Annotated in this window: 12 protein-coding genes; 8 read left to right on the plus strand and 4 right to left on the minus strand. The window is 62.9% G+C overall.

Annotated features, from left to right (window positions below; genetic code table 11):
* Positions 1–1354 (minus strand): homocysteine S-methyltransferase family protein (locus EOA22_RS11275; protein WP_164755364.1); only part of this gene is annotated, 1354 nt, incomplete at its 3' end.
* Between the two features lie 129 nt (positions 1355–1483).
* Positions 1484–2302, minus strand: coding sequence for an alpha/beta hydrolase (locus tag EOA22_RS11280; protein WP_063170051.1), 819 nt, complete (start codon positions 2300–2302; stop codon positions 1484–1486).
* Positions 2303–2492: 190 nt separating this feature from the next.
* Here EOA22_RS11280 and EOA22_RS11285 point away from each other — a divergent pair, with 190 nt between their 5' ends.
* The 5 genes from EOA22_RS11285 to EOA22_RS11305 are packed head-to-tail and all read left to right on the plus strand — an operon-like array spanning position 2493 to position 7116.
* Positions 2493–3746, plus strand: a complete 1254-nt coding sequence (locus tag EOA22_RS11285) for an ABC transporter substrate-binding protein (protein ID WP_063170050.1) — start codon at positions 2493–2495, stop codon at positions 3744–3746.
* A gap of 3 nt (positions 3747–3749) precedes the next feature.
* Positions 3750–4487, plus strand: coding sequence for an ATP-binding cassette domain-containing protein (locus EOA22_RS11290; RefSeq protein WP_024504790.1), 738 nt, complete (start codon positions 3750–3752; stop codon positions 4485–4487).
* Positions 4484–5197, plus strand: coding sequence for an ABC transporter ATP-binding protein (locus EOA22_RS11295; protein ID WP_013530211.1), 714 nt, complete (start codon positions 4484–4486; stop codon positions 5195–5197). The genes EOA22_RS11290 and EOA22_RS11295 overlap by 4 nt, the downstream gene beginning before the upstream one ends.
* Positions 5198–5209: 12 nt before the next feature.
* Complete coding sequence (locus tag EOA22_RS11300) at positions 5210–6085, plus strand: branched-chain amino acid ABC transporter permease (protein WP_063170049.1); 876 nt, start codon at positions 5210–5212, stop codon at positions 6083–6085.
* Complete coding sequence (locus tag EOA22_RS11305) at positions 6082–7116, plus strand: branched-chain amino acid ABC transporter permease (protein WP_027162307.1); 1035 nt, start codon at positions 6082–6084, stop codon at positions 7114–7116. The genes EOA22_RS11300 and EOA22_RS11305 overlap by 4 nt, the downstream gene beginning before the upstream one ends.
* 24 nt (positions 7117–7140) lie before the next feature.
* Here the strand turns inward: EOA22_RS11305 and EOA22_RS11310 are convergent, their stop codons facing one another.
* Together EOA22_RS11310 and EOA22_RS11315 are read right to left on the minus strand one after the other, a co-directional pair.
* On the minus strand, positions 7141–8457 hold the full coding sequence (locus EOA22_RS11310; RefSeq protein WP_063170048.1) for an ArgE/DapE family deacylase: 1317 nt from the start codon (positions 8455–8457) through the stop codon (positions 7141–7143).
* Between the two features lie 57 nt (positions 8458–8514).
* On the minus strand, positions 8515–9420 hold the full coding sequence (locus tag EOA22_RS11315; protein ID WP_013530207.1) for a MurR/RpiR family transcriptional regulator: 906 nt from the start codon (positions 9418–9420) through the stop codon (positions 8515–8517).
* Positions 9421–9647: 227 nt separating this feature from the next.
* Here EOA22_RS11315 and EOA22_RS11320 point away from each other — a divergent pair, with 227 nt between their 5' ends.
* From EOA22_RS11320 to EOA22_RS11330, 3 genes are all read left to right on the plus strand, one after another.
* Positions 9648–10730, plus strand: coding sequence for a sigma-70 family RNA polymerase sigma factor (locus tag EOA22_RS11320; protein WP_164745812.1), 1083 nt, complete (start codon positions 9648–9650; stop codon positions 10728–10730).
* An 87-nt stretch (positions 10731–10817) separates the two neighbouring features.
* Positions 10818–11354, plus strand: coding sequence for a carboxymuconolactone decarboxylase family protein (locus EOA22_RS11325; RefSeq protein ID WP_024504783.1), 537 nt, complete (start codon positions 10818–10820; stop codon positions 11352–11354).
* Positions 11355–11464: 110 nt separating this feature from the next.
* Positions 11465–11989, plus strand: coding sequence for an OsmC family protein (locus tag EOA22_RS11330; RefSeq protein WP_013530204.1), 525 nt, complete (start codon positions 11465–11467; stop codon positions 11987–11989).
* Positions 11990–12226: the final 237 nt, after the last annotated feature.

The raw sequence follows: 12226 nt of genomic DNA on the forward strand, positions 1-12226 counted from the left end.
CCATGACAGGAACGCGGGCGATGTCCGGCTCGGCGGCGATCAGGTTGAGGTATTCGACCATGGCCTTCTTCGAATCGATCAGACCCTCGTCCATGTTGATGTCGATGATCTGCGCGCCGTTGGCGACCTGGTCGCGGGCGACGTCGAGCGCGGCGACATAGTCGCCCGCCGTGATCAGTTTCCGGAACTTGGCCGAGCCGGTGACATTGGTTCGCTCGCCGACATTGACGAAGGGGATCTCGTCGGTGAGCGTGAATGGCTCCAGCCCGGACAGGCGCATCCTGGGCTCAATGTCCGGAATGGCGCGCGGCGGATACTTCCGCACCGCCTCGGCGATGGCGCGGATGTGCTCCGGCGTCGAGCCGCAGCAGCCGCCGACGACATTGACCAGTCCCTCACGCGCGAAATCCTCGATCTGGGCGGCCATGAAGTCCGGGCTTTCGTCATACCGGCCGAATTCGTTGGGCAGGCCGGCATTCGGATAAGCGCAGACAAAGGTGTCGGCGACACCGGATATTTCGGCCAGATGCGCTCGCATGGCGTTGGCGCCGAGCGCGCAGTTGAGGCCGATGGTGAAGGGGTTGGCATGGCGCACCGAATGCCAGAAGGCGGTCGGCGTCTGGCCCGACAGCGTGCGGCCGGAGAGGTCCGTGATGGTGCCCGATATCATCACGGGCAGGCGCACGCCCTTCTCGATGAAGATCTCTTCCGCCGCGAAGATCGCCGCCTTGGCGTTCAGCGTGTCGAAGATGGTCTCGATCAGGATGATGTCGGCGCCGCCATCGATCAACCCGCGCAGCTGCTCGCCATAGGCGAGGCGCAAATCGTCGAAGGTCACGGCGCGATAGCCGGGATTGTTGACGTCGGGCGACATCGAGGCGGTGCGGTTTGTCGGCCCGAGCGCTCCGGCGACAAACCTTCGTTTGCCGTCCTGCTGCTCGGCCCGAACAGCGGCGCGCCTGACCAGCCGCGCGCCATCGCGGTTCAGCGCATAGACGGCATCTTCCATGCCGTAGTCGGCCTGGGCGATCGAGGTCGAGGAGAAAGTATTGGTCTCCAGGATGTCGGCGCCTGCGATGGCGTATTGATAATGGATCTCCTCGATCGCCCCGGGCTGGGTCAGGATCAAAAGGTCGTTGTTGCCCTGCTGATGGCAGGCGCAGCCGGCGAAAGCCTCGCCGCGGAATTGGTCCTCGTTAAACCCGAGGCCCTGGATCTGGGTGCCCATGGCGCCGTCGAGGATGAGAATGCGCTCGCGTGCCGCCGCTGTCAGCGCGGCAAGCACTTCCGGGCCGTCCGGTTTTGCCGCGACGGGGCCGAACAATGCGTCCAGCGAGGCAGAATTCTGCGACATTTTTTATCCCTTTGGCGACAGGCCTTTTCATGTCACATAAGGATATCTTTATGTCAATATACGACAGATGCGCGTGATTGTCACCCACCCAACGCGAAGGCGGGTCCGTGGCGCCGGTTTCCGACGGACCTACGCTATGTCGACGCTTGCCAGGAAGCGGGCGAGGACCGGATTGAAGCGATCCGGCGAATCCCAGAACGGCGCGTGGCCGGATTTGTCGAGCAGATGGGTCTTGCCTTCCCATAGATTGGAGAATTTCACAGCGGAGACGAAATCGGTGTTGACGAATGGCTCGTCGATGCCGTTCAGAACGGCGATCGGCGGCGTCTTGCCGGCCACGATCTCGCGCTGGTTCCGGCCAGTGCCGGCCGCGAACTTTTCGAACATCAGGCGCCGCGCCCGTCCATCGGTGCGCGCCACCGTGTCGATGAGAAACGGCTCGAACGGCTCGCCGCAAGTGCTGCGCGCATAGGCCTCCACGTCGGCGCCGGTGAAGGTCTCCTGCCCGGCGAGATGCATATGCGGGCTCGGCTTGAATCCGCTACCGACCTCCTCGGGCGAGACAGGCGGCGTGCCGGTGATCATCAAGCCAAGCAGGCCGGGAAAGCGGTCGATCATCTCAAGCCCGATATGGCCGCCGAGCGACCAGCCGAAGACGATGGCCTTGTCGATGCCGAGCAGCCCGAGCACTTCGGTCATGGCATCGGCATAGCCTTCCATGCTGTAGGAACGCTCTGGATCGATCGCATCGCCGGACGCTCCATGGCCGGGTAGGTCGGGAGCGATGAGGTGATATCGCTCGCCCAACGGGCCGTCCAACTGGTTGCGGAAAACGGCACTGGAAGATGAATTGCCGTGGATCAGCATGACAGCGGTTCCCTGGCCGCTGGTCTCACGCACCGCGATCTTGCCGTGGCTGGTTTCAAGGGTCTTCTGCGAGATCGTCATTGTCCGCTCCGTCGGGACTTGCCCTGTTTTAATGCAGTTGCGCAGCAAAGCGCCACGGCTTCCATACCTTTGCGGGAACCATCTTCCCGGCCAGGTTGCGTTGAAAAATCCTTTTCAAATAAGAACAATTATGCGTAGATTGTCAATTATCCAACTCCCGATGAACGGGAGGAAAACAGGGAACAGCACGATGAAGCCCAAATCCGCCGCAAGTCGAATCCGCCATATGCTGATGAGCACGACGTTGATCGGCATGTTTGCCGCATCAGCCGCCCCCGCCTTTGCCGACGTCGTCAAGATCGGCCTGCTTGCGCCGCTCACCGGCCCTGCCGCGGCGGACGGCCAGGAATTCCAGCGCGGCGTGCAGATGGCCATCGACGAAGCGAACGCAGCCGGCGGCGTTGCCGGGGATACGTTCGAACTGGTGGTCGGCGACGTCAAGGATCAGTCCGCCGGCAACGTCACCAGCGCCGTCGAACGCCTGCTTGGCGATCCGGGCGTACACTTCATGCTGACCGGCTATGCCAGCCTGACCAATTTCGAGATCGACAACATGGCCGAGGCGGAAATGCCCTACATGCTGGCGGCCACCTCGCAGCAGACCAGGGACATCATCGCGCCGAGCCCCGACAAATACATGTGCTGCTGGTCACTGACGCCTTCCTTCGACGCCTACAACACCGACGTCACCCTGTTCGTCGAGAAGCTCGCGGCCGACGGCAAGATCACCCTGCCGACCAAGAAGGTCGCCATCATCTCGTCCGACAATGCCTATTCGAAGACCATCTCCGAAGGCATGAAGAAGACGTTCAAGGAGAAGGGCTGGACCATCACCGTCGACGAGATCGTACCCTTCGGCGAAGTGACCGACTGGCGTTCGATCCTCGCCAAGGTGCGCGAGAACGTTCCCGATGTCGTCATCAACACCGACTATCTGCCGGGCAATTCGGCGTCGTTCCTCAACCAGTTCCTCGAGCAGCCGACCAAGAGCCTCGTCTTCCTGCAATACGCGCCGAGCGTTCCGGAATTCGTCGAGCTGACCGGCAAGAAATCGGATGGCATCATCTACAACCTGCTCGGCGGCGCGCTGACGACGCCGAAGAACCCGCGCGCCGATGAGGTGGCAGCCAAGTTCAAGGCAAAATACGGCGTCGAGAGCGGCACCTACGGCGTCGGCCTCTACGAAATGACCAATGTCTATTTCGATGCGGTCAAGAAGGTCGGGGGCGCATCCGACCATGCGGCGATCATGAAGGCGCTGTCGGAGACCGACAAGCAGGTCGCGGAAGGGCGGCTGAAATTCGATCCCGCCACCCACCTGGCCACGCAGGGCGACGACTATATTCCGATCACCTTCTTCCAGATCTGGGATGGCCAGCGCACGCTGATCTCGCCTGAGAAATATGCCACCGGCGCCTTCAAGCTCCAGCCCTGGATGAAGTAGGGAATGGCCCTGCTTGAACTGGACGACGTGTCGAAGGCCTTCGGTTCGCTGAAGGCCGTCGATGGCGTGTCGTTCAAGGTCGAGGCCGGCGAGATCTTCGGTATCGCCGGCCCGAACGGCAGCGGCAAGAGCACGCTGTTCAACATCATCACCGGCATCCCGTTCGGGCCCGACCGGGGCAACATCCGCTTTGACGGCATTGCCATAAACGGCAAATCGGGACACGCCATCGCGCGCCTCGGCCTTGCCCGGACCTTTCAGCGGGAGACCAGCTTCGACGGGCTGACCGTATTCGAGAACGCGCTGATCGGCGCCAGCTACGGCAAGCAGGAAAAGACAGCGGCCACGGCCCGCAATGCCGCCGCCGAGGCGCTGGAGTTCGTCGGCCTGGGATCCCAGTCGTTCGGCCGGCTTGCCGGCGAATTGTCCGTGTTCGAGCGCAAATGCCTGATGCTTGCCACGGCGATCGCCATGCAGCCACGCATGCTCTTGCTCGACGAGCCGGCATCGAGCCTGACCAAACCCGAGATCGAGACGTCGATCGGCCTGATCCGCCGCACCGCCGAACGCGGCATCACCATCCTGTTGATCGAGCACGTGCTGACTTTCCTGATGAGCCTTTCGCAGCATCTGCTGGTGCTCAACAATGGCCGCGTCCTGGCCGCCGGCGATCCGGCAGGCGTGATCGCCGATCCGCACGTCATCGAGGCCTATCTCGGCACGAGGAGGTCGGCGGCGTGAATCCCATTCTCAGCGTCGAAGGCGTCACCGCCGGCTATGGCCGCGTCACCGTGCTGCACGATATCTCGCTGGAGGCCGGCCGTTTCGGCAATGTCGGCCTGTTCGGCCCCAACGGCCATGGCAAGACGACGCTGCTGCGTGCTATCTCCGGGCTTCTGCAGCCGAAGAGCGGCCGCATCCTGTTCGACGGGCAAGACATTGTCGGCCACAGCGCACGCGCCATCGTCGGCGCCGGCCTGATCCATGTGCCGCAAGGCAACCGGCTGTTTCCCGATCTCTCGATCGCCGACTGCATGGCGCTCGGCGCCTATTCGCCGCGGGCCCGGCCGCATGAGGCGGAAAACCGCGAAAAGGTGGTCAAGCTGTTCCCGAAACTGGCGGAACGCTGGCGCCAGCGCGTGCGCACGCTGTCGGGCGGCGAGCGCCAGATGGTGTCGATCGGCACGGCGCTGATGAGCCATCCGCGCCTGCTGATCCTCGACGAGCCGACGCTTGGGCTGGCGCCCAAGATCAAGGACGAGCTCTGCGCCTCCGTCATGGACATTTCGCGCGGCGGCGTACCGCTCATCGTCGTCGAGCAGGACATCGAATTCCTGCTGGAACTGACGCAGCAACTCTACCTCGTCAACCATGGCGCCGTTGCGACCGAGATCAAGCCGGGCGAAAGCCTCGACCACGGCGAGATCATGTCGATGTATTTTGGCCATTAGGAAAATCCGAAGATGAGCGCATTGGCGGAAATCCTGTTCGGCGGCCTGTTCCAGGGCTCGCTCTACGCCATGATGGCGGTCGGGCTGGCTCTGGTCTGGACGACGATCGGCGTGTTCAATTTCAGCCATGGCGTGTTCATGATGCTGGGCGCCTACATCGCCTGGCAGCTGGTCGAACTCGGCCTGCCGGCGGCGGTCGCCTTTCCCATCGCCGTCGTCGTCATGGCCGGCGTCGGCTGGATCCTGCAGGCGAGTGTCGTGCGGCCGCTGATCGGCCGACCCAACATCGTGCTGGTCGTCGTCATCACCACGCTGGCAGCCGGGTCGCTGATCGAGAACGGCGCGCTGACCATCTGGGGACCGCGCTCGAAGCAGATCCCGGCGCTGATCACCGGCAACACCACCATCGGCGGCGTCGGCGTCTCCCTGCACCAGATCGCCATCATCGTCATCACGCCGCTGATCCTGGCCGCACTTTGGATGTTCCTCAACCGCACGCGGCTCGGGCTGGCGCTGCGCGCCGTGGCGCAGAATGAAGATGCCAGCCATCTGGTCGGGCTGAACGTCACCGCGCTCTATGGGCTGGCCTTCGCCATTGCCGCGTCGCTTGCAGGCCTCGCCGGCATCTTCATGGGCGGCTATCGTTTCATGTCGCCGGTGATGGGCAGCGACCCGCTGCTCAAGGCGCTGATCGTCGTCGTCTTCGGCGGAATATCGAGCATCTCGGGACCGATCTTCGCCGCCTATCTGATCGGCTTCTTCGAGGCCGCCTGCAGCTATTATTTCGGCCTGTACTGGACGCCGGCGCTGCTGTTCGGCGTGCTGATCCTGACCCTGATGGTGCGCCCCGAGGGCATCTTTGCCAGCCGCTCCCGAGGCCTAGCATGACCGACACGACATCGCCGATCACCCTTAGCCACACAGAGGCGGCAACCCCGATCGCTCCCGGCCGCACGCCGTGGAAGCAGGAGGCCATCGGCTTCGTGCTCGGCTTCGCCTTTCTGGCACTGCTGCCGCTGATCTTCGGCGACACCTATGCCCGCCACATTCTGATCATGGCCTTCATCTATGCGATCGTCGCCTCGAACTGGGACCTCAGCCTCGGCTATGGCGGCGTCTTCAATTTCGGCCATCTGGCGCTGTTCGGCATCGGCGTCTATGCCTACAGCCTGCTCACCAAGCTGGCCGAATTCGACCCGTGGATCGCGCTGTTTGCCAGCGGTGTCATCGCCACCCTGGCGGCGATCCTGGTGACCATCCCGATCCTGCGGCTGAAGGGCATCTACATCATCCTGGTCACTTTCGGCTTCGCGCAGCTGGTGATGCAAGTAATCATCAGCCAGTCCGCCATCACCGGCGGCACGCAAGGGTTGGTGCGCATTCCCGGGCTATACGTGTTCGACCACAACATGGTCCGTGACGGCAAATCAGCCTATTTCTACATCGCGCTGGCGCTGCTGGTGGCGAGCACCCTGTTCCTGCGCGTGTTCGTGCGCTCACGCACCGGGGCCAGCATCGTCGCCTTGCGCGACAATGAGGAATACGCCATCAGCCGCGGCGTCTCGATCGTGCGCCAGCGCATGCTGACGCTTGCCGCGAGCGCCTTCTTCACCGGCATCGCCGGCGCCTTCTACGCCGCCTACCAGCGCAATGCCTCGATCGACGTCTTCGGCATGAGCCTTGCGACCATCATCCTGTCGATGGTGCTGCTTGGCGGCACCAGCACTATTTACGGCGCCATCATCGCCTCTTTCGTGCTGACGATCTTCGCCGAATGGATGGCCGATTTCGGCGCGTGGCGGCCGATGATCACGGCGGTGCTGATCATCGGCGTGATGCTGGCCTACCCGAGCGGCCTGGTCGGCATGATCAAGGCTTCATGGGGCGCCGTCGCCGGACGCCTGAAGCGCCCGGCCTGACCGTTTCGGACTGGCGGCTCCGCCTCAGCGGATGCCGCACCAGTCGATGACCGAAGCGGCGATCACCTTGGCGGTCTCGACCACCGATTCGACTTCGACATACTCGTCGGAACCGTGAAATCCGTCGCCTGACGGGCCGAAGATGACACCGTCGACGCCGGCGCCGGCATAGTGCGCGGCATCGCACACGGCGACGAAGCCACGCGCCTGCGGCGCCTTGCCGACCATGGCCTTGCGCTTCATCAGCGATCTCACCAGCGGATGGTCGACCGGCGTGTTCATCGGCGGAAAATGCAGCCCGCCGAGCTCCCATTGGATCGCAGGCGGGTTGTCGCGCAGCCACGCATCGGTCTGCGCGAAATGGTGGACGAACGCCTCGAAATCGCGGCGGTAGTCGGCCGAATTCTCGTCGGGCAGGAATTTCATGTCGAGATCGAGCACCGCGACATCGGGAATGATGGCCGGGTTGGTCATCACGGTCGGCAGGCCGTGCTCGCCAAGGCCGGTGCCGCCATGCATGACGCCGATGTTGATGGTGTTCATGCCGAGCGGCAGCAGCGGATGCGATTTTGCTCGCGTCCGGTCCAGCTCATACTGGCGCACGGCGGCAATGAAGCGGGCGGCGATCTCGATCGCATTGACGCCCGGCTCCAGCCGGTCCTTGTCGTGGCGCTGCGGATAGATCTCGTTGTAGCGCAGCGCCGAATGGGCGTTGCGGCCACGGATCGTCACCCGCGCCCATTCCAGCCCGCCTTCGACCGGCAGGACATCGCCCCAGGTCGGTTCGGCGACCAGCACCGCCTTGGCGAGCTTGCCCTTCTTCACCGCGTCCATGGCGCCGAAGCCGCCGGCTTCCTCGTCGACGACCGAGTGGATGGCGAGCCGGCCCTGCAGCGTGATGCCCGCCTTGCGGATCGCGCGCGCGGCGGCGATGCAAGCGGCGACGCCGCCCTTCATGTCGACGGCGCCGCGGCCATAGAGCCGGCCATTGGTGATTTCGCCGCCGAACGGATCGACCGACCAGTCCTTCATCGCGCCGACCGGCACGACGTCGATATGGCCGCACAGGATCAGGCTGCGGCTCTCGTCTCCCGCCCATTCGCCGACCAGATTGGGCCGCCCGGGCAAGGCATCCCATTGCTCTGTCCTGAACCCGTCCTGCTTGAGGATCGGTTCGAGCAGCGCCTGGACATCCGCCTCGCGGTTGATCGCCGGATTGGGCTCGAATTTGGGGTTGACCGAAGGGATGCGGACCATGTCGCGGGTCAGGCCGATCAACCAGTCGCGATCGGTCTCGATCTCAGCCTGCACGGCGTCGATGATGGTCTGGTTGTCGGGCATTGTCGCTTCCTTTTCTGCGTCGCGGCGCTTTGCATCGCTGCACTGAGCGCAACGACACTATTTCCTTGTGGCTTTGGATTTGGCGGCGTCGTCGGCCGATGACGATAGGACGGTATCGAGCGTGACCGCGTTGGCGCTGCGGATCTTCTCGATGTCCTCGATGCGCTTGCGCACCCCGGCGCCATGGCCCTCCAGCGCGTGGGCAAAGACGGTTTCCATCTGGGCAACGGCCGTCGCCAGCGTGTCGAACGGCGAGTTGGCGTCGATCGCCGCGACCATGGTCAGGTCCGCGATGTCAGATATCGGCGACAGCCAGACATCGGTGAACAGCAGGATGGAGACGCCGCGCTCCTTGGCCTGCTGGGCAAAGCTCACCACGTCCGACTGGTAGCGCCGGTAATCGAACACGACGAGGAGGTCGCGCTTGCCAAGGTCGATCAACAGGTCGAAATCGGCGGGACTCAACGAACCGATGTCGCGCACGCCGGAGCGGAACTGCAGGAGATAGCCGGCCAGCATGGAGGCGATATGCCGGCTGAACCGGCCGCCCAGCAGCACGACCTGGCCCTTGCTCTCGAGCAGCATGTTGACAGCGCGCGTGTAGGCCTGCACCGGCACAGCCGTGCGCGTACGCTCCAGGCTGTCGGAAACCGAATGGAAATAGGCAAGTGCGGTGCCTTCGCTGGAGCCGCCCGGACGCTTGGCCTCCATCATCAAAAGCGGCGAATGCAGCCTGGATTCGACTTCGGTGAGCAGGCGTGCCTGGAAATCGGCAAAGCCGACATAGCCAAGCTTGGTCATCAGCCGCGTCACGCTCGGGTCGCTGACGCCGGCGCGCCGTGCCAGCCGGGTTGCGGTGCCCAGCCCCGACATCGGGTAATCGGCGAGCAGGACCTGGACGATCTTCTCTTCCGCGGAGGTGAACGCCACGGTCGTGTTGGCCAGTTCTTCGCGGATCGACATGGTCATCGCCTATCGCTGACGGAAGATGATTATCTTACAATTTTGTGAAATGGTGTCAAATCTGGAAAAAGTTTTACAGGATTGAATCTAGCCGCGTAGATCGCCCGCATCCGCCAGAATCCAATCCTTGCTCACTGCCATATGCACTTTCGATCTCGCTTGAGTATCTTGGCGGCGAGCCTGGTTCTCACGGACCCCGTTTCGGGGCCGGTTGTTACGGACGTGAAGTGAGGGTCATAACCTCAATCCAAAACCCCATCAAAGCGTCATTGGTGAACTGGTGCCCGCCGAACACGGATCGTGACGAAGCTGAACTGGCATTCGAACTTTTTCGCCAGTTGATGCATCTTAAGTCCATGGGCTACGAAACTCATATCGTGCCGAGTGATGCCGAACTGGCCCTTGCCGCTCGGGGCGGCGATTGTGGTTGCCTCGGCCTGCTGCTGGAACGTCATCGCGCACGGCTCTATGCGATAGCGCTGAACATGCTCGGCTATGGGTCGGACGCCGAAGATGCTGTGCATGAGACTTTCCTGATCGCGCTGAGGCGCATCGGCGAACTCAAGGATCCGCAAGCCGTCGGTGGCTGGCTTCGCACTGTGTTGCACCGCTGTTGCCTGCAACAATTGCGTCGACGACGACGCGAGATCTTGACCGCCGACATTCCAGACCGCCCAGACGAACGCGCAAGCATTGAGGAGCGGCTGGAGAAAGTCGCGCTTCGCGAATGGGTTTGGGACGCGCTACGCAAGCTTCCCGAGCCGCTGCAGGCTACCGCCATGTTGCGCTATTTCGGAAGCTATCAGTCTTACGAGGAACTGGCCGCCATTCTGGGTGTCCCGATTGGGACGGTTCGCAGTCGTTTGTCGCAAGCCAAACGCAAGCTTGCCGAGATGCTGCTGGAAACGGCGGGCCTTGCCGACACAGAGGCTCGCTCGCAGTCTCGCGAGCGCCAGCGATTCTACTCCGAAATTTTCAATGGGCTCAACCAGCATGGCGAGCGTGACCGCTTCCTTGGGCACTTTGCAGAGGACCTGCATCTTGTCCGCGGGACGAGCAAACCAGTGCTGGGTCGCTCATTCCTTGCCTGGGAAGTCGACGCCGACACGGAAGCCGGCGTCCGCCTGGAACCGCAGCGCATTCTCAGCGCCAGCCAGGTCACCGTGATCGAGGGACTATTCGTCAATCCGCCGGAAGACCCTTTCCACTGCCCGCCGGGTGTCGTCCTGGTGATCTTTCAGCGAGACGGCAAGGCCCGACGCTTGCATCTTCATCTTTCGCCGCGTCCGCCTAGAATCGACGACGACTGATCGAACTTTTTCTCCCGTCCGTGACTCCTTACAGCACGCGGGCATCATCTGGCCCGGACGCAAATGGTTCCAAAGAGGAGAGAGATCATGTTCGCCTTCGCAGTTTCCCATGTTGCTTCCATCGCACACCACGGCGAGCTCGGGCCCAGCCGCTCGCGCCGCCTCCTTCACACGGCGTTCGCATCGACTGTCGTCTGCGCCACATTGTTGTCATCAGGCTTAGGCTGGGCCGGTCAAGCTGAGGTCGACGCCACCTATAAGGACGTCGAGCGGACGCTCGGCTCGGTGCCGACCTTTCTCCATCAGGTTTCAAAAGCAGCGCTGCCGGGCGCCTGGGCAGAGGTGAAGGCTCTGCAGTTCTCCAGCGAAACCGCCCTGCCGCCGAAGGTCAAGGCTCTGATCTCGCTCGCCGTCTCCGCACAAATTCCCTGCCAGTATTGCATCTGGGAAGACACCGAGAGCGCAAAACAGGCGGGCGCAACGGAGGACGAGATCGAAGAGGCCGTCGCTATCGCCGCTCTGTCACGGCACTGGAGCACGATCTTCAACGGCATGCAGGTCGACTTTGAGACCTTCAAGAAGGATCTCGGCGGCGACGCTCAGGCTGCCGCGCCTGCCAAGTAGCGCGAGCCTTGTCGGCACATTGTCGGGATTGGGGCCAGGCCGCGGCAACCATCGTCGGCATCCGCGGACCGGAATAGGGAGTGGAATTCTCATTTTACAGGGAGGTAAAGATGCCAGTAGTCTTCGGAGAAACCGTCAGCACAGTCAAAGATATCGTGTCCGTGCTAAAGAAACACGGTGACGCGGTGCGTGGCACCTATCGTGCCCGCTACCGCTTCGACCCGCAATCAGGCGATCCTTACACAACACCGCTACTGGAGCGACCGGCGAGCCTCAAGGACAATTCGCCGACCGCCGTCTTTCCCTGGGAGCAGATCTTTGCCGCGGCGGCTGTGTGCGCCGGCTCGGATTATCCGATGCTGGCAGCGCATGCGGGGGTCGATCTTCGTTCGGTCGATTTCATCGCGGAAGGCGTGTTCGACCCGCGTGGCGAGTTCGACGGACTTGATGGGCTCACGGCGCCCGTGGACGCCCGGCATTGCTACGTGTCCCTGCACCTCAGCGCGACCGTGTGTTCTTCGGCGCCCCGCGCCGATCTGGAGAAAATTCATGAGCGCGCGATCTCGCACAACATGGTGCTTGGCGCCCTTAGAGGAATTCCCATGACCAGCGAATTGGTGATTCACCAGGCGTGATCCTTGTCGCAGAACTCGCCCGCTGGGCGGTCTGTGGCTTAGTCCCGCCGGTTGCGGCCGGCGGGCCAAATGTGCCTCGTGCACGTTTGCGCCACCACGATCCTGGCAATTTCGCGGGGCGATCTGCTCGAAAGGCAACGGATGGCGGCCGACAGCAACGAGCCGACTGCCCGCTGCAGTAGCGCGCTGCTCGCCAAGTGTTATAGCGCGGAAGGGTTCGGCATTGCGAACCCCGTG

Origin of the sequence: Mesorhizobium sp. M7A.F.Ca.US.014.04.1.1 (assembly GCF_003998745.1) — a bacterium.
GTDB lineage: Bacteria > Pseudomonadota > Alphaproteobacteria > Rhizobiales > Rhizobiaceae > Mesorhizobium > Mesorhizobium ciceri.